A 22,090-nucleotide genomic window follows, 5' to 3' on the forward strand; every position below is an offset into this window, starting at 1 on the left:
AGCCGGATACTTTGAGAGGAGTAAGTCCGGTTCCGAGGGAGGGTGTAGGAAACCTACCGCCAGCGGCGGCAAGGCGCCTTTACCCTACCCTACGACCTTTTGGCCAGCCGGGAAATCGAGAACATTCTGGACAACACGGATTTTATGATCCTGCTTTCGCAGGCGCAGAGTGACCGTACCATTCTGGCAAAACAGCTCGGCATTTCCGAGCACCAGCTTTCTTATATCACACACAGCAATTCCGGCGAGGGCCTGTTGTTCTATGGAAATGTGACCATCCCGTTTGTGGATCGGTTCCCTCGCGGAGAAATCTATGACCTGCTGACTACCCGCCCGGAGGATATGAAGAATGAAACGAAAAACGAATAAGGCCAAGGAGGAGGCTTGGTCGCAGACCGCCCACGCCCCTGACGGGGAGCAGCCCAGGCCGGAGGCTTCCGGCACTTCGGGACAAAGTGTCCCGAAGTCCAAGTTCCGCAAAAAGAGCCAGCAGGAACAGGCTGCGGCGGCAAAGCTCCGCATGGAGTCCCAAGGCGAAAAGCTGGAACAGGCCCGGGAGAAGCTGGCAAAGCAAAAGCCGCCGAAAAAGCCCGGCCCGGTGAAACGCATAGGCCGTGTTGCCAGTGGTTCCGTTCACAGCTTCGTGCATGGCAAAATTTTTGAAGTGGAACAGGAAAATGTCGGCACGGAAGGCGCACACCGTTCTGAGCTTGTGGGAGAAACCGCGCTGCGGCATGGCTCCCGCTTTGTGCGCCGTAAAGTCCGGGAACATCCGGCAAAGGTGGTACGCAAGGCCGAGGCTCGCTATACCAAGTACACGGCGGACTACCATTTTCACACCGCCGCACAGGAGCACCCGGAGCTGACGAAAAATGTGCTTACCCGCTACTGGCAGAAGCAACGGCTCCGCAGGCAATATCGCAAGCAGGCAAAGGAGGCTGCAAAGCAGGGCGCGGCTGCGGCTGGGAAAACTGCCACAGCCACAGAACGCCTGACTGCCCGGGCAGTGGAATTTGTCAAAAGTCATCCCGCAGGTGCCGTGGTCGCGGTGCTCTGTGTGTTGCTCCTGTTTGCTATGCAGTCCTGTTCCTCCACCATTCTTATGCTGGGGAACGCCGGGGCCGGTGCATTAGGGGCCAGCACCTATCCTTGTGAGGATCGGGATATGCTGGCCGCCGAAGCCGCCTATTGTGCGTTGGAAGATGATTTACAGCATTATCTGGACACCTATGAAAGCACCCATGACTATGACGAATACCACTTCGATCTGGACGAAATCGAACATGATCCCTATGTGCTGCTTTCTCTTTTGTGTGCGCTCCATGAGGGACAATGGACAATAGGCGAGGTACAGGGAACGCTGCAAATGCTCTTTGACCACCAGTACATTTTGACCGAGGATGTGGTGGCGGAAACCCGGTATCGCACGGAAACCGACACATGGACGGACGAGGACGGCAACTCCCATACAGACACCTATCAGGTGCCTTACGACTATTATATCTGTACGGTCACGCTGGAAAACTTTGATTTGTCCCATGTACCTGTGTACGTTATGGGCGAGGATCAGCTTTCCAGGTATGCCATCTATATGGCAACGCTGGGAAACCGCCCTGATCTGTTCCCGGATTCTCCCTATGTGAACAAGTACATTACCGGGAAACCCGGTGACTACGAAGTGCCCGGAGAATATCTGGACGATGAAACCTTTGCCGCGATGCTTGCCGAAGCACAGAAATACATCGGCTATCCCTATGTGTGGGGCGGCAGTTCTCCCGCCACTTCCTTTGATTGCTCGGGGTACGTTTCGTGGGTCATCAATCACTCCGGCTGGAATGTGGGCAGGCTGGGAGCCCAAGGGCTCTATAACATCTGTACGCCGACCAGCTCTCCCAAACCCGGTGATCTGGTGTTCTTCAAAGGCACCTATGACACGCCGGGCGTGAGCCATTGCGGGATTTATGTCGGTGACGGGAAAATGCTGCATTGCGGAGATCCCATCGGCTACGCAAATTTGAATACAAGCTACTGGCAATCTCATTTTTACGCCTACGGGCGTTTACCGTGACAGGAGGTTTTGAAATGGCAACTACCAAAAGCATGAAAATTCAGGCCGAGATTGATAAGGTCAAGGCTAAAATCAGTGAACAGCAGGCCCGGCTCAAGGAGCTGGAGCAGAAAAAGCTGGAGGCGGAAAACAGCGAGATCGTGGACATTGTGCGCGGCATGAGCATTTCCCTTACGGAGCTCCCGCTGCTGTTTGAGAAGCTGAAGGACGGCGGCACTTTGGGACAAAGTGTCCCGAAGTCCGAAGAAGAAAAGAAGGAGGAAAACTGAATATGAAACACTTTCGTATGTTGGCGGCGGGGCTTTGCTCCGCCGTTCTTTTATGCGGCTTTGCGATTCCGGCCTACGCCTATTCGGACAGTGGGAATGAGGAACCGCCTGTTGTGGAAGAAACTCCGGCCACGGAGCCTGCACCTACCATTACCCCGGGCGAGGGCTTTTCGGAGGATGGAAACCTTGTGACCCGCGATCTGCTCTATGATGCTGCAACCAACAAGCAGTTCATCACGGTGGAAACCAGCGGCGGCAACACCTTTTACATTGTCATTGATTATGACAAGCCTGTGGACGAGGACGGCGAACAGTATCACACCTACTTTCTGAACATGGTGGATGAAGCCGATCTGCTGGCGGCACTGGAGGCCGCTGGCGGAGAACTTCCGGCCTGCTCCTGCACAGAAAAATGTGCGCCCGGAGCCATCAATACGGATTGTGAGGTCTGCGCGGTCAACATGACCGAGTGTGCTGGCACAGCTCCCGAACCCGCCCCGGTGACGGAACCTGCGGAGGAGCCGGAACCCGAGCCCCAGCAGAAAAGTAATACCGGGACGCTTCTGCTGATCTTGGCAGTGGCTGTTCTGGGCGGCGGTGCAGGCTGGTACTTCAAAATCTACCGCCCGAAGCATGAAAAAGCTGCTGTACCCGAAGAGGATTACAGTGAGGAACTGGCTGATTATGACGATCCCGAGGACGATGGGCCGCCTTGGGACGAGGACGATACCGAAAGCGAGGATAATGAATGAGATTTACCAACAACCCCTATGAGGGATTTATGAAAGAAAAAAGCTACTTTAAGGGTGTGCCGCCAAGCCTGCCGCCGAAGGGCTCCCGTTGTGACGGCTGCCCTTACTGGCGCGGGATCGGCTGCGTGTTCTGCTACCGGGAGCAGCTCAAACCACCGGGCAACGGGAGGTGATACTGTGGGCCGAGAACTGACCCGGACAGAAAAAGCGGCAATCCGCAGGCTGGTGTCAAAATGGTGTGCCAACTATGACCGGGACTGCGGCTGCCTGCCGCTGGATTGCGAGTGCTATATGTTTGGGAAATGCTGGACGGGGGCTTATTGCCGCTACTTCCGCGAGGCTGTTCTGCCCCTTGATCCGGCGCTGGAGGCTGCGCTGCTGACAGAGGGGCCAAGGCCGGATTTCAAGGCTTGCCCGGTATGCGGCAGAGCCGTGGCTCCTGATGGACGGCAAACCTATTGTTCGGCGGCCTGTGCAAAGGCGGCACACCGCAGACAGCAGCGGGAATATATGCGGAAAAAACGGGGCTGATGTGTTGACAATTAGGACATCCAAAACCCGCCTGTGACAAGGCTTTTTAAGGCCCTTTTCTGCGGGAGGCGTATGTTTCTATGTCCGGCCCTGTTTCCGTGAGATGCTGTCAACATTTTAGCTGCCGGGGCTTTGGGACAATTTGTCCCAAAGTTCCGGCTTTTGTGGAAGGAGGTACTATGCCGAAATATTATCCGATCAATGAAGAAGCCGCAAAGCGGGCAAAGGATATGAACAGCTTTTCCGACTATCAGCCGGGCTCCGCTACGACGAGCTACCGGGCAATGGTCGATGAAGCGTATGCAGCGGCGGAACGCCAGAAAGCCCGTGTCGATCCCATGTACCACGATAAGATTGACGCTCTGGTGGATCGCTATGCCCGGAAACTTGCGGAAAATCTGAATGAACGCAATGTGATTGATGCCCGGGTGCCCTCTATTCTGATCTCCGGGGGCGGCAATTTCCCTGTGACAAAAAAGCACAAGCAGAACGCCGCCCGGGATCGCAACTATGGAGAGTATGCGGAGATTTCAAAGCTGCTTGATAAAATCCGCTCTGTTGGAATGGGTGGGATCAGCGCGGATGACGATCTGGCCGTGGAAAAGCTGACAAAAAAGCTGGAGGGGCTGGAGTCCCTGCAGGCCACCATGAAGGCGGTCAATGCGTATTTTCGGAAACACAAAACGCTGGACGGCTGCCCGGAGCTTACGCCGGAGCAGGCCGAAAAGCTCAAAGCAGATATGGCGCAGTCATGGCACTTGGACAAAAGCAAGCCATACCCCGCCTATCTGCTTTCCAACAACAACGCCAATATCCGCCGTGTACGCCAGCGCATTGAGGAACTGATCAGCCGCTCCGAGTTTGCAGGCTGGACATTCCCCGGAGGCGAGGCAAAAATCAACGAGGCTGAAAATCGTTTGCAGCTTATTTTGAGGAAAAGCCCGATGCCAATCAGCGGCAGGAACTGAAAAGCAACGGCTTTAAGTGGGCTCCCAGCCAAGGGGCATGGCAGCGGCAGCTTAACCAGAACGCCATCCGTGCTGCGGCCCGGATAGACTTTCTGCGGCCCGAGGACGGTACAAGCCCCTATCAGCTCCAGCCGTTTGTGAAAAGAGAAAACAAAGAAATGTCTCGATGATGGGAGGTGTACTATGGACAAAAATCAAGGCTACGCCATTTTGAAGGCGGTCATGCTGGAAAATGGACGAGGATTTGCATTGGACGAACATCCCACCGCGCCATCCCGCTATGTCACATGGGCCTGCTATGATGACAAGGACGGCCAGCGGCAGTATGAATGGGGTCACTATGGAAATGACCGCACCGCGATGGAACAGGATTTCACAGACCGGGTGCAGGACTATCAGCGTATTTATAACGTCGGGATCAGGCAGACCGAGGCTCCCGGCCTTTACAAGTATTATTCGACCCAGCGGCCTGTGGACATCGGGACATTCCCGAAGCCGCCTTATAACAAGCCGGATGAAATCTTCAATTACGATCAGCGCATCCCGGTGGAAAATGGCTCGTTCTTGGCTTGGGGCTATCTTACCTATACCCGCCCGCTAACGGAAAAACAGGCATCCGACTATGAGCTGCGTCCTGCGCCTGATAATCCCGACAGGCCCCGTCCGATTGCCGAGCAGATGAAAAATGCTGCAAAGTTGGCGGAGGCAGATCGCGGCTCAGAGGCTCCGGCTCCCCAGCGTAGGCAGCCTGACCGTGGCGATAGATAAGGAGGTGCGTATATGGAAAAGAAACGTGAACAGGAATTGTCTGTACTGGAGGTGCTGCGCCTGCACCGTGAATTTCATTTGCCGCACCCTGTTCCGGCAGACGAACAGGAAAAGCCGCTGGATAAGGTAAAGGAGCCGCCCCGCGCCTGCCGCAGCCGGGAGCGTGAGGAGCGATGACAAAAAAGCGCCGCCGTCCGATCCATCTTCATGTGATGGTGTCGGAGGCGGAGCAGGCCCTGATTCAAGAACGTATGGCGGAGGCTGGCATCCGTAATATGGGAGCCTATATGCGGAAAATGGCCCTGAGTGGGTATGTGCTTCATGTTGACCTTTCGCCTGTTCGTGAGCTGGTTTCGCTCCAGCGGCGCTGCTCCAACAATCTGAACCAAGTGGCAATTCAAGCCAACACCTACGGCGCGATTTATCCCGAAGAACTCGCGGCCTTGCAGCGGGACTATGCCGCTTTGTGGGGGCCGCTGTCTGATCTCTTGAAACAGCTCTCCGCGCTGGTAGAGCTCTGATCCATCCGGGGAGTGGTTGATACCGCTCCCCGGCTTTTTCTACTTCGGGACAAAGTGTCCCAAAGTAAAAATACTGTTTGCCGGAAGGAGGGATTTTTACGGCGACCACCTACATCCGCCCTTATAAAACAGCGGCGGGAAAAAGTGCAATTCAAACGATGGAGGATCGTTTCACCTATGGCCTGAACCCGGAAAAGCTGGGAGCCGTATCTTCCTATCTCTGCGATCTGAACACGGCTCCCGCCGAGTTTCTTCTGGTAAAAAGTCAATACCTTGCAGAGACAGGCCGGGCCGTATCTCGCGGGGCACTGTTCTTTCAGATCCGGCAGGCGTTTCTGCCCGGGGAGGTTACGGCGGAAGAAGCAAACCGTATCGGTTATGAAACTGCGATGCGCTGGACAAAGGGAAAGCATCAATTCTTTGTCTGTACGCATACCGACAAGGCCCATATCCACAATCACATTTATTTTAATGCAACGGCCTTTGACCGCTCCCGGAAATTTCATAATTTTATTGGTTCGTCCTTTGCCCTGCGGCGGCTCTCTGACCGCGTGTGCATCGAACATGAATTGTCTGTCATTCAAAATCCGCGCCAGCACAGCAAGGGCCGCTTTCTTCACTATGGCCAGTGGATCGGGAAAAAGCCGCCCTCTGCCAAGCAGCGGGTGCGGCTGGCTGTTCTCGCCGCTTTGGAGAAAAAGCCCACGGACTTTGCCGACTTTCTTCGTCTCATGGAGGAGTCCGGCTTTGCCGTAAAACAGGGGCGCGGCGGTGTCATCTCATTCCTTGCGCCCGGACAGGAAAAACCGACCCGGCTCCGGGCTTCTACACTGGGAGCCGGATTTGACCCGGAGGACATCAAGGCGGTAATTGCCGGGGAACGTCCACTCCCTGAACTACCAGAGGAGCCCACGGTTCCGCCACGGCGAGTTAATCTCATCATCGACATTCAAGAGCGTATGGCCCAAGGCAAGGGCCCGGCCTATGAACGATGGGCCAAGGTCTACAACCTAAAACAAATGGCCGCCGCGCTCCAGTATTTGCAGGAGCATCATCTGACAGACTATGCGGCACTGACGGCCCGCACCGAGGCTGCTGTGGATCACTTTCACAAGCTGTCTGACGAGCTCCGCACAACGGAGGAGGCCCTTTCCAAAACCTCGGAGCTGATGGCTGCCACGGTGGACTATGCCAAGACCCGCCCGGTGTTCGATGGGTACAAGGCTGCGCGGTACAGCAAAAAGTATCTGGCCCAGCATGAAGTGGAGCTTGCCACTTACCGGGCGGCAAAGGATACCATGAACACCATACTGAACGGCGCAAAGCTCCCTAAGATTGAAGCACTAAAAAAATCCCGCCGTGAGCTGGCGGGACAAAAGAAAGAGCTTTATGCAGAATACCGGGATGCCCAGCGGCAAATGCGGGAGGCCGTGGCAATAAAAGCGAACATTGATCATCTGCTCGGCATAACAGACGAGCGTGAAAATAAGGCCCAGGAACGATAGTGACGGGCCGCAGACTACGGTGCAACGCACCGGGACTTTGGGACAATTTGTCCCGAAGTACAGCGGGTTTGGGGAGCTCCCCAACAAGCATTTTTGCGGGCCCTGCGCCCTGCAAAAATTTCGGAGTGTGGCCACACCCGAATTGCTTGCCATTTAGCGGCACCCCCGAAAAGCCCCCTAAAAACGAGAAAAACGAAGGCCCTTTTTACTTGACCTCCGTTTCTCTGGCTTTTTGTAGTCCCTCTGCTGTGGCCTCCATGACCGTCAATTCCTTTTCGTCCATTGTATTGAGCAGCCTGTCAATATGCTGGCGGCAGTCGCTTTCGCCGTTCTGCCTGTCAGGATAAAAGAACTGGTCTACGGAAATATCCAACAGGGTGACGATTTGGTAAAAGGTGTTCAGGCTTGGATGCTGGCCCCGGTTCTCAAAATACATGATGGAACGAGGGGTACGGTCTACGAGCTGTGCAAGGTATTCCTGTGTCCAGCCTTTCGCCTCTCTCTTGCGCTTGATCTCCCGGCCTAATGCGTGGAAGTCAAGCCGTCTGGTGTCTTGGTACATTCTCATATCACCCCTATATTATTTTACATTTCGGGTTTGACTATGAGAACGAAACACAATTTTATGTTTTAGTAGTATTTTATTGCCCGTCGGCAAGGTTGCCGATGTTACACGGACAAGGTATAATAACAGAAAGAAAATTTGAAAACTACACTTTAATCACAAAAATCTATGATACGCTATCTTTGGAGGTGTTATTATGCAAAGGATTTTAGTCGTTGAGGACGATTTTGATATTCAAGAACTTTTACAGAATTTTTTACAAGAAGCAGGATATGAAGTAGCTGTTGCAAATGATGGTGTCGAGGCACTATCTTTATTTGCGGGAGAACGATATGACTTGATTGTGTTGGACATTATGCTCCCCAAAATTGACGGTTACGGTGTCTGTGAATTGATACGCAAACAATCTGATGTTCCTATCATCATGCTAACCGCATTAAGCGGAGAAGAAGATCAGATTAAAGGATTGGATTTGCAGGTGGATGACTACATTACAAAACCGTTTTCTATGCCTGTCCTGCTCCGCAAAATTGCGGCTGTACTTCGGCGCAGTAACCGGGGAACAGATGAAAAGTATCAAATCATTACTTATGGCAATTTGCGTTTGAACTGTAACGGCTACACCGCCACAGTGGACGGAGCTAATTTTGAACTGACACAAAAGGAATTTGAAATACTGCGGGAACTGCTGACCCATCAGGGCCGGATATTGACCCGGCAGAACTTGTTGGATAAGCTGTGGCGATATGATTTTTATGGGGACGAGCGTGTTGTTGATACCCATATCAAAAATCTACGAAAAAAATTGGGAATAGATTTCATTCAAACAATCAGAGGGGTGGGATATAAAGTTGATAAAGAGAATTAAAGGCAGTCTGTTTGCTAAAGTCTTTATTCTGACTGTGGCAGTTTTGCTCTGCGTGAGCTTTCTTGTCTATGGCGTTTTGGCTTGGTATATGCCTCAAACCTATTCTAACAATCTCAATGCGGCATTAGATGAACAGACCAGCGACTTTATTTATGAATTAGAACATATCCGTATGCAGGATAGCGGCGGACTTTTTGATCAGTTTCTTCAAAACACAACAATTAGCATGGTGGAGCTTTATACTGCTGATGGTGTTCTGGTGGAAACACCGTCTAACCAAAATAGCTTTAACGATGGGATCACCGGGGAGGCTCTTGGCGGAGCATCTTATGAAAGTGCGCCGATTATATCCAACAGCTATTACTTCTCATTTGCAGATGATAATAGCCAATATATTTTAACAGTTTACGGAGAAGCCTCTCAAATCGCAGAACTGCGGCAATCATTTGTAAGCATATTACCGATTTTGTTTTGCGTTATTCTCCTTGTATCGTTGGCAACTGCTTGGGTGTATTCTCGTATCATTACAAACCCGGTATTAAAAATCAGTCGGATTTCTAAAGAAATGTCTGATATGAAGCTGGAATGGCAACTTGAGGAACGCCGTTCTGACGAGCTGGGTGTACTGGAGAATAGCTTGAATACGCTGTCCCGGAAACTGTCTGCTACCTTGGAGGAGTTGCAAAGTGCAAATCTCCAGCTCCAAAAGGATATTGAACATCAAAAGGTGCTGGAACGGGCACAACAGGATTTCTTTTCTTCTGCTTCCCATGAACTGAAAACCCCTATCACCATTATCAAGGGTCAATTAGAGGGGATGCTATTGGGTATAGGGGCATATAAAGACCACGAAAAGTATCTTGCCCGATCCTTGGAAGTTGCGGCTACGCTTGAAACGATGGTGCAGGAAATATTAACGATTTCAAGGCTGGAAACCAATGTTGATTTCAAAATGGAGCATTTTGATTGCGCTCCCATGATACATGGCTATTTGAGGGAGATTGATGATTTAGTGGCAACAAAAGAACTGCAAATACATCTTGCTATACAGTCTCCCGCTTTTATAAACGGGAACAAATTGCTGATTGAAAAGGTGTTCTCCAATTTGATTTCAAATGCTGTAAAGTATTCGCCGCATGGAGCAAGCGTTGATATTATTTTGCAAAATACCAACGGACGCTTTTTGTTCTCCGTAGAGAACACAGGTACACATATACCAGAAGATGATATTCCCAAATTGTTTGACGCTTTTTATCGTATGGAGCAATCCCGCAGTAGAAGAACAGGCGGTAGCGGCTTAGGGCTTTATATGGTTCAAAGAATTTTACAACAACATAACAGCTATTGTGAGGCTTGCAACACAGAAAACGGTGTTAAATTCTTCTTCACGATTTAGCGGACAATCAACGGCAGGTGAACAACCTGCCGCTTTTTTTAACTACACATAAATCACAAACTAATCCCAAAGGTATCCCAAAATGCTTTGCTATACTTGGGGTACATTCAAAGAAAGGATTGGTAAACACTATGAGAAGAATGGCATTATGCGCTGCGTCTATGCTCTTATTAGGCTGTTTGGCTGGATGCAGCACGACACCACAGAACAGCCAGGAACAAGGTAATCCCGTTATCAAGGAAGAAATCAGTCAACCTCTTGGCAGCTCTGAGGCGCTTGGAAACAGCGAGGATAGCTCGGCACTTTCCGCCGCAGACAAAGAAAAAATGTTTGCACCTTATGAACAATATGGGATGACCTATGATGCGGTCAAAGATGAACTTACCTACAACGGGAATTTGGTTCGATGGTTTGAGGACTATTATCCCATCGGTAACAATGAAACCGCCGGTATTGATTTTCTAAATGAAAACGGCACAGTAGATGTGTATGCTGTACGGGATTTAGAGAGCTTTTCAAAAGCGGCTGACGGCTCCGTTGATCCGGCGGGTAAGCTGATTGGCTTAAAAGAGTTTACCCAGCAGGAATTTGACGCACGGGATATTGAGGCGTTGAAAAACAGCACATCCGTTGCTATGGCAGGAACGCCGCTTGAAGATAGCGAAACTGCAAAGCTCGTTGCAGAGTATGAGGCATTTGGAGTAACCTATGATGCCGAAAAAGATCAGTGGTATTTCAATGGTGAGGAAGTCCGCTATTTCCGGGATGTTCTCACTTCTAATGGTGAAAGTCTCACCAGCGGAAAATTCCGAGGCGAAATGAGAACGCTTGGAAGTGGTGTTGGTACAATAGACATTTATACCGTTCGTGATTACGGCCACTTGAACAGCGAACATCACGGAACATTAACTGGCATCGAGAAATACAGTCAAGAGGAGTTTGACGAGCATACACAGGCCGGAATATCTGGAAACCAATCCATAGGTAATGCAAGCCATAACTAAACAAAGCATTTAACTGCCGCACGACGGCAAAAGAAAAAAAGCCGTCGTACAGCAGCCTATCAATACGCCTATTTGAAACGGCGGCTCAATTTTCAGAGCCGCCGTTTCTCTTTGGATATTCAGTAACCCCACGGCGGCCCATAGGAGGGTGTCGCCGTGTCCATCTTACTTTCTCACAATTCCCATGACTTTCACCAGCTAAAAAAAGCGTAGCTCCCCCTCCGGGACAGTCTGACTATGAAGGTACAATATATCAGTACAATTATGATAATGTAATTTCATGCGTCTGCATAGCGTCTTGCTGTGCGGGCGCTTTTTTGTACTTCGAGACAAATTGTCCCGAGGTGCGGGGCGGCTCCCCGGGATGCCGCTCCCCACCGAGCCCCGTTTCGGTCACTCATCCACCCAACACCGAAACGGAGGTTTATTTATGACTACAATCAATCTGAAGGATTTTTATTATTGGTACACACAGGATCAGTTTATTGAGGTTTCTGACGAGGTAGCCGAAGTGTTTGTGTCCGATGCCCGGCACGAAATGGCCTACCAGCGGCGGCTCTCCCGGCATAAGGCGCAGTATTCTCTGGACTGCGATGACGGGATCGAATATTCCGCCTGCCTGCATGAGCCAACGCCCCAGGAGCTTCTGGAGCGCATGGAGCTGTTCATCCGTCTGTGGAATGCACTCAACTCTTTGCCGGAGATCCAGGGCCGCAGGATTGATGCCCACATCATTCTTGGAAAGAGCATCAAGGAAATTGCCGAGGCCGAGGGCGTACATGAGGAGTCTGTTCGCCAGTCGATCAAGCGTGGCCTTGAGCGTATGAAAAAAACTTTTTGATTTTTTCATTTTCCCCACTTGGAAATGATGAAAAAATGTCTCGGTTTATGAAAGAAGATATTCTTCTTTTCGCAGATAAACAGCGGCGGCCCCGGGCATAGTCCGGGGAGCCGGGTGGCGGGTGCGCTGTGACTTTTTCTTCGGAAGAACGAGCGAACAACACCAACGCCGCAACTGGGCCGGGCCGCCCCACGGCCACGATCCGGCATAGGACAGGCTGGCCGCTTGTCCCTCCGGGCTGTCCCCTTATCTGCGAGGGAACGCCGCTTTGAGCATGGTTGTCTTTGGACAGGGCAAGAAAATGGGAGCGGCGTTCTCTATTTTATACTTACATGGAGTGAGGCAAGAGGGCAGCATCGTTTGGGTGCTGCCCTCTTGCGTTTCCCCATGATATGCGGGAGGCGTATCCTATTTTTGATAAGGAGGTTTTACCGTGAGATTAACGGCAAAGGAACTGGAACAAATGAAAAGCGTTGACATCGGCGCAGTGGCTCCCGAGTCCCTGCCGGATGTGAGCGGTATGATCTTTGACACCTCTCTCCCCCGGGAGGAGCGGATCGCTCTGTTTTTGCAGGCGGTAGAAAATCCATACTGCTTTTGCATCGGCGGGATCGGTGTAAAAATTGAATTTGCGGAAAGCGGGCCGTCCTTGCAGGACACGCTGACGGACTTCCTTCTCCGGCAAAAAAGCGGGCTGTAACTTCGGTTATGGCCCGTTTCTACTTCGAGACAAAGTGTCCCGAGGCGGAGGCATCCTTGTTGTCCCGCCCGAGCAGAGGTATAATATAGATGTAATGTGATAGGGAAGGAGGAACAATGGCACGAACAAAAAACAGAGGATTGCAACAGAGTTTCTCTCCCTCTTATACCGTCCGCCGCTGGCGGCTGGGCGCATACATCCGGCTCTCCAAGGAGGACTTGAAAAAGGGAAAGGACGACAGCAACAGCGTCATCAACCAGCGTGATCTGCTCAATGACTTTTACCAGAAGCATATCGGAGAATTTGAAAGTGTTTCCGAATATGTAGACGATGGACACACAGGAACGGACGCCAACCGGGAGAACTTCCAGCGGCTCCTTTCCGATGTAATGAGCGGAAAAATTAACTGCGTGGTAGTAAAAGACCTGTCCCGCTTCGCACGAAATTATAGCGATGCCGGAAGTTTGATCGATAACCTGTTTGTTCAAATGGGTGTTCGCTTTATCAGCCTTGCTGAGAATGTGGACAGCTACAAGAACCCCGACAGCGTTTCAAATATCATCGTTCCCATTACAAACGTGATGAACGATAATTACTGCTATCAGACTTCCAAAAAGATCCGGCAGGTATTTGATTACAAACGGCGCAACGGCCAGTATATCGGAGCATTTGCTCCTTACGGCTATGTAAAGCACCCAAAGGACAAGCACAGGCTGATTGTTGATCCCGATGCTGCTGAAAATGTCAAACTCATTTTCACAATGCTTATTCAAGGGTCATCAAAACGTGCTATCGCGCTGTACCTGAACGAACACGGCGTACCGAGCCCCTCGGCTTACAAGGTACAAAAGGGCTTGCCTGTTTCGACAAGAGGGTATGACGATCCTATGTGGGGAGTCCGCATGATCCACTCCATTCTTACCAATCCGACCTACACCGGGGATTTAGCCCAAGGCCGAAGCCGGGTGAAAAGCTACAAGGTACACCAGATTGAAGCTGTTCCACGCGAGGAATGGGTGGAAGTGGCTGGAACGCATGAGGCCATTATCGACTATGAAACTTTCGACAAGGTACAGGCTCTCTTACAGCGTGATACCCGTACTTCCCCGAAAGGCCGTGAGGTACATTTATTCAGCGGCTTTCTGAAATGTGCCGATTGCGGGCGGGCCATTACCCGATGCGTTGGCAAGAACAACAATGTATATTATTCTTGCTCAACCTACAAGAACCGTTCCCGGACAGCCTGCACCATGCACTCAATCAAGCATGAACGGCTGGAGGCTGCTGTTTTGTTCGCTGTACAGCATCAGGTACATTTGGCTGTTTCCTACTCGGAAATCGTCACGCAAATCAATTCCGCTCCAATCAAAAAAAGCCAGTCTTACAGACTGGACGATCTGATAGCTGCAAAAGAGCGGGAACTGACAAAGATAACACGCTACAAGCAATCTCTTTATCAGGACTGGAAAGACGGTGAAATCACCCAGCAGGAATACCGGGATATGAAGGCTGACTACGAACGGCAGACTTCTGATATTTCCGCGGTGCTTACCCGGCTGAACGCTGAACGCGCAGAACTGGCAAACGGTGTGGACAACGAGCATCCTGCACTGGTAGCCTTTATGAAGTATCAGAACATTGAAGCCCTCAACCGTGAAATCTTGGTTGAACTTGTGGACTATATCAAGGTCTATGAAAACGGCAATATCAGCGTGAAATTCAAATTTGCTGACGAGCTCCGCAAGATTGCCGAGTACATTGAAATCAACACTACGGAAGATACCACAGTAGCGGGCTAACCCCCGCTACGAACCCCTTTGACAGTGTGTTTTCCTAATAGGCGCTAATCATATGATTCTACCACTAATCGCTAATCAATGAAATAGAAATTCAAAACCATCGCAGTTTCACCAAAGCATCCGCTGTATATTTGTCTGTTTTGCCCCTTTATCAGCCTGCATCGGCACGATGCAGTTCAAGGGTTTGGGTGCTCCCTAACAAGCGTTTTGCAACGCAAATGGTGTTTGTATAGACAGACACATTGCTTGCAGATGCAGACGTTGTATATACGTCTGCCCTGCTTGCGGATGCTATGAAACCTCTCAACGTGCTTCCCAAATTTGAAAATCATTTTGCAATCAGGACCGTCCGTTTTCAAGTTCAACTTGAAGCGGACGGTTATTTTTCTGCACAAAAATTTTCGAGTTTGCAACCGCAGCAAGCAGGGCGAGTTGGTACCAACTCACGATTTTTAAATCTGATTTTACAAATCCGACTTCAAAAACGATTGTTGGACTTCGCCAAAACCCGATATTCAGCACATAAACTGTGCCGACTGCGTATCTTAACAGACGCTGAATAAGCAAATTTCTTGTAGAAAAAATCGTTTCCGAAAAATCGTCGTTGATTCATTCAATATTGCGCAAAACCAGAACTATTACTTCCGGTTTTGAAGGCAAAAAGCGGAAGTATTACTTCCTAAAAAATCGAGCAATTTTATGGTATGCTCTATCCAGAGCCGTTCACAAGAACCGGACCTCCCAAGTCCGGTTTTCTCCCTCAAAACCGGACCTGATACGTCCTAAAAATACTTATTTGATTGTGATAGGCTTTCTACAAGCCTTCATCGAACCTTGAGAACCGAATGACCGTCTGCATGGGATACCCGGCCATGACCCTGCAAGGGAGAGCCGGAAAACGCCGCTGGAAGGGGGTAGGAAGTCCGTGCAGAGAGAACGGCACCCAAAATTTGAAATCACGTTGATACGAAAAACCAGAACCAGTAGTTCCGATTTTGCCTTGAAATTCATTTCATATCCCTTAAAAACCGGAACTACCAGTTCCTAAAAACAAAATTTACGATGTGATACACTAAGCCCACAGAAGCACATTCTTCATTGCTTTCACACCAGTTCAGGCATTGAATGTCCGATTTTTAGCAGAAATTCAAATCAACTTTCGTAAAAACCAGACATAATGTGTCCTAAAAAATCTCCCATGAATGTGTTAGCCTAGTTTCAAATCTATCATTGAACCTTGAGAACCAAATGACCGTCCGCATGGAATACCCGGCGGTGATCTCACAAGAGCGAGCCGGAAGACGCCGCCGGAAGGGGGCAGGAAATCCATGCGGGGATAACGGCTGAACTACCAATAAATTTTTGAAAGGAGATTTTGCCTATGAAGAAAAACAAGTTTGAATTTATCATTGATTCCGAATTTCAATCTCAGATTCCTGCATTGACCGATGAAGAATTTCAGCAACTGGAAGAAAACATCCTTTCAGAGGGTGAAGTCCTGTCTCCCCTGATTGTCTGGGGCAACATTCTTGTTGATGGCCACAATCGCTATAAAATTCTCCAGCAGCACCCAGAAATCCCTTATACCACCCGCTCGATCTCCTGCACCTGCGAAACCCGTGAAGATGTTCTTGCATGGATCTGCAAACATCAGCTGGGTCGTCGGAATCTGACACCTGAACAGAAAAAGTTTCTGATTGGAAAGCAGTATCATTCTGAAAAATCCACTCGTGGGGGAAATCATGGCAATCAGTACACACAGGTGGCAAACTATCAAATTGACAATTTGCCATCGGTAGAAAACACGACCGAACGAATCGCCAAAGAAAATAATGTAAGTCCCTCTTTTGTAATTCGTGCCGAGCAGTTCATGAAAACCGTTGAGCTGATGGAAAAATACTGCCCCGGCATTCAGGAAGAAATCTTATCCGGCAAACTTAAGCAATCCCAGCGAGAGGCTACCATTATCCGTGGAACTCCCACGGAAGCATTGCCCACCGTGGTATCAACGTGGCGAGAGGAAAAGCTGAACGGTAAACCAGACGATAGTGCAGACATCTATGAAAATTCAGAATTGCTTTCCAAGGTCGCCGAAAACAATTTTTCTACTGCTGCCACATCGAAGATCCAAACGGCTGATCCACTCTCGGAGAATCGACCTTTTATTTCATCGGGAAAGCGCAGCACCGAACTCCAGACCATTCGTCAGCTAGGAGAAAAGATGGCAACGGTTGATCATGTCGCCGATGCCGAAGGAATGTTCACTGAAATCAACGGTGCATCAGAGAGTTTTATGTTTCGCATCGATCAATGTTTTGCTCGTTATCCTGACTTTCTGGCAAATGTAGAGCTTGAAGCAAAAGTCATCGCTACTTTGCAAAAAGCAGAAGACTATATTTTGCACCTGAAAGAACAGCATCATCAGCATCTTCTGGAGGCTACCAACCGCCAGTAAAATGCTCTCAAAAAATTTGTTTGATGAAAAAGCACTGGAGGTGAATGCCATTTCAAATTATTTGACCGCTGATACTCCACTGCCGCAATATCTGCCGTATGCTCGCTTTCTGCTGGATACAGACCTGAGCCACACAGCAAAGCTGCTCTACACCCTGTTGCTGGATCGTGCAACACTTTCCCAAAAGAACAACTGGATGGATGAGTGCGGCTTCGTCTATGTGATTTTCCCGCTTTCATCATTGAGCGATGCTCTACGATGCAGCACCATGAGCATTAAACGTGCGTTGCGCTCGCTGGAAGATTCCGATTTGATCGAGCGCAGGAGAGGTCACATTGCTGTTCCCAACAATATCTTTGTAAAAGTCCCGACAGAACAAAAATGTTCCTCTGCATGGAACGATTCTGCTCCATGTGATGGAACAGAAATGATATCTTCCATGGAACAAAAGTGTTCCACTAACCAACGTAATAAGAACGACCTGAAAAATAACCACCTGATAAAAACAACAGATGCTTATTTGACCTTTGGCGAATATCAGAATGTCTTTTTAACAGCAAAGGAGTACAGGCGACTCAAAGCCGATTTCTTCGGGCTGGACAGCCTGATCGAGCAACTTTCGGCTTATATCCAGCCTACAGGTAAGAAGTACGCCGACCATGCTGCCACCCTGCGCATCTGGGCGAAACGGCAGAAAACAGAACGAAAATCGACGCCGGGCATCCCGGACTACACATTCACGGAAGGAGAGAGCCTATAAAGACGATTGAAAAAATTTTTGAACAGTCCGTTTCCAGTATTTCCGAAAGCACCGAGGATTATTATGACGAGGACAGCCTGCTTTATTGCGGAAAATGTCATACGCCAAGGGAAGCGTTCTTTGCAAAAGGCATTGCCCTGATGGGCAAGAAAAAGCATCCAATCGAATGCAGCTGCCAGTGCATCGAGAGGACAAAGCAGGAAGCCCTTATCAACCAACAAAAGCACAACCATCTTGTGCGGCGGCTGAAAGCAGAGGGATTTTCTGACCCGTCAATGCTGGACTGGGCCTTTGAAAACGACAATGGCCGCAGCCCACAGATGCACCACGCACACCGCTATGTAGAGCAATGGCAGACCATGCGCGCAGAGAACCTTGGGCTTCTTCTCTGGGGTGGTGTAGGCACCGGCAAGAGTTTCCTTGCCGGGTGCATTGCAAACGCTCTGATGGAGCAGGAAGTGCCTGTGCGTATGACAAACTTTGCCCGAATCCTGAACGAGTTGAACAGCAGCTTTTCCGGGCGCAATGATATTGTGGACAGGCTCTGCCGCTATCCCCTGCTCATCATTGACGACTTCGGCATGGAGCGTGGCACCGAGTACGCACTGGAACAAATCTACAACATCGTGGACAGCCGATACCGCAGCCGAAAGCCGCTGATCGTCACCACCAACCTGACGCTGGATGAGATACGACACCCACAGGATACCGCTCATGCCCGCATCTATGACCGCCTGCTGGAAATGTGCGTTCCGATCTCCTGCATTGGGGTCAGCTTACGGAAGGAGAACGCACAGGAAAAGCTGGAACGACTGAAACTTTTGATCGGATAAAACGAAAATGTCGGAAAACAAAAATTGCCGGGTGCAAAAGTCATCCAGCTACAAGGAAATGGAGCTGCCTATTGAATAATTGCCACCGTACAGAAACCGGCCCTTCCTCTTCGGACTGCTCTACGCCCACACTCGATGAATGGAGCGCATTCGCAACCTTTCTAGCTGATGTGATTGAGAAGTACGCATCTGTCTTGGAGATAGACAAAGCAGAGTCCTTATCAAACAACGAAAATCAACAAGATGCTGTTGATACCACCATTGCAGCATGATATAATATTCTTGTAATACTTGTCCCAACACAGTGGTAGGGTCTTCCTCTCCACTGTACTACATACACGGAACGAGGTACTTAAAATGAATCGTCCAGATGACTCTCCTAAAAATTCCATCCTCATTTACACCACAGAAGATGGCCTGACCAAAATTGATACTACCTTTGACGGTGACACCGTCTGGCTTTCCATTGACCAGATGGCTGAGTTGTTCCAACGTGACAAATCCACAATTTCCCGTCACATCAAAAACATTTTTGCAGAGGGTGAGCTTGAACGAGATTCAGTTGTTGCAAAATTTGCAACAACTGCCGCAGACGGAAAGACCTATCAGGTCGAATTCTACAATCTTGACATCATTATTTCTGTTGGTTATCGTGTCAAATCCAAACGAGGCACACAGTTCCGTATCTGGGCAACTGGCATTTTGAAAGAATATATGCGCAAGGGATTTGCACTGGATGACGAACGCCTGAAAAATCTGGGCGGCGGTGGATATTTCAAAGAGCTGTTAGAACGCATCCGTGACATCCGTGCTTCCGAAAAAGTGTTTTATCGTCAGGTTCTGGAAATCTATGCAACCAGCATTGACTACGACCCAAAAGCAGAAATCTCCGTCCAGTTCTTCAAAAAAGTCCAGAATAAAATTCATTATGCCATCCACGGTCAAACTGCCGCTGAGGTCATTTACAACCGTGCAGATGCCGAAAAGGAATTTATGGGTCTGACCACTTTTGCAGGAAACCAGCCCACTTTACGAGAAGCTACTATTGCCAAAAACTATCTGAACGAGAAAGAGCTTCGTGCTATGGGGCAGTTGGTTTCCGGTTATCTGGATTTTGCTGAGCGTCAGGCAGAACGTGAACAGCCCATGACAATGCAGGATTGGGCAAACCACCTTGACCGTATTCTGACTATGAGCGGCGAGCAGCTGCTTGTTGGCAATGGCAGTGTGACCCACAAGCAGGCAGTGGACAAGGCTACTACCGAATATCGGAAATACAAGGTTAAAACCCTCAGCGATGTGGAGCAGGATTATCTGAATTCCATTAAGTTTTTGGAGCAGAAAACAGGCAAGAAATAACCGCTTTATGAGGTTTTCTTATGTTACAGGAAAAGACAAAGGTTTACATTTACACCCGTGTTTCAACTGCGATGCAGATCGATGGCTATTCACTGGATGCGCAGAAAGCTCGCATGAAAGCCTATGCAGACTTCAACGACTATCAGATCGTCGGCGAATATGAGGATGCTGGAAAATCCGGCAAATCCATCGAGGGCCGTGCTTCTTTCTGCCGGATGATGGAGGACATCAAATCCGGCAAGGATGGTGTTGCCTATGTGCTGGTGTTCAAGCTCTCCCGTTTTGGCCGCAATGCTGCCGATGTACTGTCTACCTTGCAGGTGATGCAGGATTTTGGTGTGAACCTGATTTGCGTGGAGGACGGCATTGATTCTTCTAAAGACGCTGGCAAGCTGATGATTTCCGTTCTATCCGCTGTCGCTGAAATCGAGCGTGAGAATATCCGTGTCCAAACCATGGAAGGCCGCATTCAGAAGGCACGGGAAGGTCGCTGGAACGGCGGTTTTGCGCCTTATGGCTATCGTTTGGTTGACGGTGTGCTGCAAATCAATGAGGATGAAGCGCCTGCCATTCGCACGATTTTTAAGCAATATGTAAACACGGACACAGGTGCAAATGGTCTTTCCAAATATCTGGAGACCCACGGCTTTCAGAAACTTGCTCGTCAAAATGGCACCTCTCCCCTTTTCAGCGCAACATTGATTCGTGCCATCCTGAAGAACCCCGTCTACTGCGGAAAAATCGCCTTTGGCCGCCGCAAACTCGAAAAGATTCACGGCACCCGGAACGAATATCATCAGGTTCCACAGGAGAATTATTTGCTGGTGGACGGCCTGCACGAGGGCATCGTATCGGAAGAATTGTGGAACGCCGCACAGGTCAAGCTGTTGGCGCAGTCCAAACGATACGAACCAGTCAACCGCAGCAAGGCGGAACAGGCGCATTTATTATCCGCCCTTGTCAAGTGCCCCATTTGCGGTGCTGGAATGTACAGCAACAAATGCACCAAACGAAAGAAAGATGGCACACCCTATAAATCTTTCTCTTATTACAGTTGCAAGCACCGCAAGATGCAACGTGGGCAGAAGTGCGATTTCAACAAGCAGATTCAAGAGGAAGTTCTGGACAATGCTGTGGTGGAGGTTATCATCAAACTAGTCAGCAATCCAAAGTTTGCCGCCATGATGCAGGAGAAGATCAATAGCAAAGTGGACACCACTGGCATTGAACAGGAAATTGCTGCCGCTGAAAAGCAGTTGCGGCAGTATTATTCCGTCAAGTCCAAAATCATGGAGGAGATCGACACTCTCGACCCGGATGACCGCCATTACATCATCCGCAAATCTGACCTTGACGAGCGGCTTTACAAGATGTACGATAAAATCGAAGAAGCAGAAAATAACCTGATGGATGCCCGGGCAAAGAAGCAGGCGATCGAAGCGGATAAAATCACAGGCGATAACATTTACAAAGTTCTCATCTGCTTTGAAAAGCTCTACAATATGATGAATCCCCTTGAACGCAAAAAACTGATGGAACATCTGATTTCTGAAATTCAGATCTACCCGGAGCGTCAGTCCAACGGTCAATGGCTCAAATCCATCAAATTCCGACTGCCTATCGTTGAAAGCGATATTAACCTGTGTTTGGACAATGAAAGTCATACCGAATGTGTCATTGCACTTTCCAAGGGTGAGATCGACTCCAAAAAAGTCCGTGTAGAGTTCTCTTTGGAGGGCATGGACACTTCAGGATTGCAAAAGGGTGCGACCTATCCTGAAATCAAGGCCCGTGTGTTGGAACAGACTGGGCTGAAGGTTTCTTCCCTGTATATCTCGCAGGTCAAGCAGAAATGCGGTCTGGAGGTACGAGAGAACCACCACAAGGCGAAGTCCGAAAATACAAAGCAGCCTCAGTGTCCGAAGGAGAAAGAGGATGCGATTGTGGAGGCTTTGAAGCATTTTCAGATGATATGATTTACAGTATGTCCGTCTGATTTTCAGGCGGGCATTTTCTTTTGCCGGAATATGGTGTTTCCACTTTTATCGTGGTACAATAGACGCAAGAATCATTTTTCAGGAAAAGCATTCTGCTATCCGATTTATAGGACACCCATTGTTGTAGAATC

Annotated in this window: 23 protein-coding genes and 1 pseudogene; 23 read left to right on the forward strand and 1 reads right to left on the reverse strand. The window is 49.5% G+C overall.

Translation table 11 applies throughout. The annotated features are described in order from the left end of the window. Positions 1-93: 93 nt before the first annotated feature. From MTP42_RS07915 to MTP42_RS07965, 11 genes and pseudogenes are all read left to right on the forward strand, one after another. Positions 94-369: pseudogene (locus MTP42_RS07915) on the forward strand (VirB4-like conjugal transfer ATPase, CD1110 family); the annotation flags it as partial. Then, entirely contained in the window at positions 350-2,068 is a 1,719-nt protein-coding gene (locus MTP42_RS07920) for a C40 family peptidase (protein WP_249257078.1), read from the forward strand. The pseudogene MTP42_RS07915 and the gene MTP42_RS07920, both read left to right, overlap by 20 nt. Positions 2,069-2,082: 14 nt before the next feature. Continuing rightward, complete coding sequence (locus MTP42_RS07925; RefSeq protein ID WP_014080213.1) at positions 2,083-2,337, forward strand: DUF4315 family protein; 255 nt, start codon at positions 2,083-2,085, stop codon at positions 2,335-2,337. Positions 2,338-2,339: 2 nt separating this feature from the next. Then, positions 2,340-3,089 carry a DUF4366 domain-containing protein gene (locus MTP42_RS07930; protein ID WP_249257079.1) on the forward strand — a complete coding sequence of 250 codons (750 nt, stop codon included), beginning with the start codon at positions 2,340-2,342 and terminating at the stop codon, positions 3,087-3,089. After that, complete coding sequence (locus MTP42_RS07935) at positions 3,086-3,262, forward strand: hypothetical protein (RefSeq protein WP_014080211.1); 177 nt, start codon at positions 3,086-3,088, stop codon at positions 3,260-3,262. The genes MTP42_RS07930 and MTP42_RS07935 overlap by 4 nt, the downstream gene beginning before the upstream one ends. 4 nt (positions 3,263-3,266) lie before the next feature. Continuing rightward, positions 3,267-3,620 carry a cysteine-rich VLP domain-containing protein gene (locus tag MTP42_RS07940; RefSeq protein WP_055228207.1) on the forward strand — a complete coding sequence of 118 codons (354 nt, stop codon included), beginning with the start codon at positions 3,267-3,269 and terminating at the stop codon, positions 3,618-3,620. A gap of 179 nt (positions 3,621-3,799) precedes the next feature. Continuing rightward, positions 3,800-4,588 (forward strand): hypothetical protein, encoded by a 789-nt coding sequence (locus tag MTP42_RS07945; RefSeq protein ID WP_442899432.1) that lies wholly within the window; start codon positions 3,800-3,802, stop codon positions 4,586-4,588. Positions 4,589-4,771: 183 nt separating this feature from the next. After that, positions 4,772-5,356, forward strand: coding sequence for a hypothetical protein (locus tag MTP42_RS07950; RefSeq protein WP_249257080.1), 585 nt, complete (start codon positions 4,772-4,774; stop codon positions 5,354-5,356). Between the two features lie 12 nt (positions 5,357-5,368). Next, entirely contained in the window at positions 5,369-5,533 is a 165-nt protein-coding gene (locus MTP42_RS07955) for a hypothetical protein (RefSeq protein ID WP_014080207.1), read from the forward strand. Beyond that, on the forward strand, positions 5,530-5,877 hold the full coding sequence (locus MTP42_RS07960; RefSeq protein WP_003020363.1) for a plasmid mobilization protein: 348 nt from the start codon (positions 5,530-5,532) through the stop codon (positions 5,875-5,877). The genes MTP42_RS07955 and MTP42_RS07960 overlap by 4 nt, the downstream gene beginning before the upstream one ends. Positions 5,878-6,035: 158 nt before the next feature. Further along, positions 6,036-7,382 (forward strand): relaxase/mobilization nuclease domain-containing protein, encoded by a 1,347-nt coding sequence (locus tag MTP42_RS07965; RefSeq protein ID WP_226818927.1) that lies wholly within the window; start codon positions 6,036-6,038, stop codon positions 7,380-7,382. A gap of 205 nt (positions 7,383-7,587) precedes the next feature. On the opposite strand, the gene MTP42_RS07970 is transcribed toward MTP42_RS07965, so the two are convergent. After that, entirely contained in the window at positions 7,588-7,950 is a 363-nt protein-coding gene (locus tag MTP42_RS07970) for a helix-turn-helix transcriptional regulator (protein WP_330366484.1), read from the reverse strand. Between the two features lie 190 nt (positions 7,951-8,140). Here MTP42_RS07970 and MTP42_RS07975 point away from each other — a divergent pair, with 190 nt between their 5' ends. The 12 genes from MTP42_RS07975 to MTP42_RS08030 all read left to right on the forward strand — a co-directional run bounded on the left by MTP42_RS07975 (position 8,141) and on the right by MTP42_RS08030 (position 21,938). Next, entirely contained in the window at positions 8,141-8,815 is a 675-nt protein-coding gene (locus MTP42_RS07975; RefSeq protein ID WP_442899466.1) for a response regulator transcription factor, read from the forward strand. Beyond that, positions 8,799-10,211 (forward strand): sensor histidine kinase, encoded by a 1,413-nt coding sequence (locus MTP42_RS07980; protein ID WP_173744472.1) that lies wholly within the window; start codon positions 8,799-8,801, stop codon positions 10,209-10,211. Before MTP42_RS07975 ends, MTP42_RS07980 begins: the two co-directional genes overlap by 17 nt. 161 nt (positions 10,212-10,372) lie before the next feature. Further along, positions 10,373-11,215: a hypothetical protein gene (locus MTP42_RS07985; protein ID WP_249257082.1), complete on the forward strand. Its 843-nt coding sequence runs from the start codon at positions 10,373-10,375 to the stop codon at positions 11,213-11,215. A 430-nt stretch (positions 11,216-11,645) separates the two neighbouring features. Further along, a complete protein-coding gene (locus tag MTP42_RS07990; RefSeq protein ID WP_117465015.1) occupies positions 11,646-12,056 on the forward strand; it encodes an RNA polymerase sigma factor in 411 nt (136 codons plus the stop codon). Positions 12,057-12,489: 433 nt separating this feature from the next. Beyond that, positions 12,490-12,756 carry a DUF6870 family protein gene (locus MTP42_RS07995; protein WP_117465016.1) on the forward strand — a complete coding sequence of 89 codons (267 nt, stop codon included), beginning with the start codon at positions 12,490-12,492 and terminating at the stop codon, positions 12,754-12,756. A gap of 116 nt (positions 12,757-12,872) precedes the next feature. Beyond that, on the forward strand, positions 12,873-14,555 hold the full coding sequence (locus tag MTP42_RS08000) for a recombinase family protein (RefSeq protein ID WP_117465017.1): 1,683 nt from the start codon (positions 12,873-12,875) through the stop codon (positions 14,553-14,555). A gap of 242 nt (positions 14,556-14,797) precedes the next feature. Then, a complete protein-coding gene (locus MTP42_RS08005) occupies positions 14,798-15,118 on the forward strand; it encodes a hypothetical protein (RefSeq protein ID WP_249257083.1) in 321 nt (106 codons plus the stop codon). Positions 15,119-15,936: 818 nt separating this feature from the next. Next, the gene (locus MTP42_RS08010) at positions 15,937-17,010 is read left to right on the forward strand and encodes a hypothetical protein (protein WP_249257084.1); all 1,074 of its coding nucleotides are present in this window, start codon (positions 15,937-15,939) and stop codon (positions 17,008-17,010) included. A gap of 16 nt (positions 17,011-17,026) precedes the next feature. After that, positions 17,027-17,770: a replication initiator protein A gene (locus MTP42_RS08015; protein WP_249257085.1), complete on the forward strand. Its 744-nt coding sequence runs from the start codon at positions 17,027-17,029 to the stop codon at positions 17,768-17,770. Positions 17,771-17,775: 5 nt separating this feature from the next. Further along, entirely contained in the window at positions 17,776-18,603 is an 828-nt protein-coding gene (locus MTP42_RS08020) for an ATP-binding protein (protein ID WP_249258310.1), read from the forward strand. Between the two features lie 357 nt (positions 18,604-18,960). Continuing rightward, on the forward strand, positions 18,961-19,962 hold the full coding sequence (locus MTP42_RS08025; protein ID WP_249257086.1) for a virulence RhuM family protein: 1,002 nt from the start codon (positions 18,961-18,963) through the stop codon (positions 19,960-19,962). Between the two features lie 20 nt (positions 19,963-19,982). Continuing rightward, a complete protein-coding gene (locus MTP42_RS08030; protein WP_442899433.1) occupies positions 19,983-21,938 on the forward strand; it encodes a recombinase family protein in 1,956 nt (651 codons plus the stop codon). Positions 21,939-22,090 lie beyond the last annotated feature (152 nt).

The organism is Faecalibacterium sp. I2-3-92, from assembly GCF_023347315.1.
Classification (GTDB): domain Bacteria; phylum Bacillota; class Clostridia; order Oscillospirales; family Ruminococcaceae; genus Faecalibacterium; species Faecalibacterium duncaniae.

Excerpts from the sequence above, each read along its gene's own strand:
- MTP42_RS08000 (WP_117465017.1), top strand. The coding sequence starts at position 12,873 with ATGGCACGAACAAAAAACAGAGGATTGCAACAGAGTTTCTCTCCCTCT.
- MTP42_RS08030 (WP_442899433.1), top strand. The coding sequence starts at position 19,983 with ATGTTACAGGAAAAGACAAAGGTTTACATTTACACCCGTGTTTCAACT.
- MTP42_RS07985 (WP_249257082.1), top strand. The coding sequence starts at position 10,373 with ATGCTCTTATTAGGCTGTTTGGCTGGATGCAGCACGACACCACAGAAC.
- MTP42_RS07930 (WP_249257079.1), top strand. The coding sequence starts at position 2,340 with ATGAAACACTTTCGTATGTTGGCGGCGGGGCTTTGCTCCGCCGTTCTT.
- MTP42_RS07950 (WP_249257080.1), top strand. The coding sequence starts at position 4,772 with ATGGACAAAAATCAAGGCTACGCCATTTTGAAGGCGGTCATGCTGGAA.
- MTP42_RS08025 (WP_249257086.1), top strand. The coding sequence starts at position 18,961 with ATGAATCGTCCAGATGACTCTCCTAAAAATTCCATCCTCATTTACACC.
- MTP42_RS07990 (WP_117465015.1), top strand. The coding sequence starts at position 11,646 with ATGACTACAATCAATCTGAAGGATTTTTATTATTGGTACACACAGGAT.
- MTP42_RS07935 (WP_014080211.1), top strand. The coding sequence starts at position 3,086 with ATGAGATTTACCAACAACCCCTATGAGGGATTTATGAAAGAAAAAAGC.
- MTP42_RS07960 (WP_003020363.1), top strand. The coding sequence starts at position 5,530 with ATGACAAAAAAGCGCCGCCGTCCGATCCATCTTCATGTGATGGTGTCG.
- MTP42_RS08010 (WP_249257084.1), top strand. The coding sequence starts at position 15,937 with ATGAAGAAAAACAAGTTTGAATTTATCATTGATTCCGAATTTCAATCT.
- MTP42_RS07920 (WP_249257078.1), top strand. The coding sequence starts at position 350 with ATGAAACGAAAAACGAATAAGGCCAAGGAGGAGGCTTGGTCGCAGACC.
- MTP42_RS07945 (WP_442899432.1), top strand. The coding sequence starts at position 3,800 with ATGCCGAAATATTATCCGATCAATGAAGAAGCCGCAAAGCGGGCAAAG.
- MTP42_RS07925 (WP_014080213.1), top strand. The coding sequence starts at position 2,083 with ATGGCAACTACCAAAAGCATGAAAATTCAGGCCGAGATTGATAAGGTC.
- MTP42_RS07955 (WP_014080207.1), top strand. The coding sequence starts at position 5,369 with ATGGAAAAGAAACGTGAACAGGAATTGTCTGTACTGGAGGTGCTGCGC.
- MTP42_RS07970 (WP_330366484.1), bottom strand. The coding sequence starts at position 7,950 with ATGAGAATGTACCAAGACACCAGACGGCTTGACTTCCACGCATTAGGC.
- MTP42_RS07965 (WP_226818927.1), top strand. The coding sequence starts at position 6,036 with ATGGAGGATCGTTTCACCTATGGCCTGAACCCGGAAAAGCTGGGAGCC.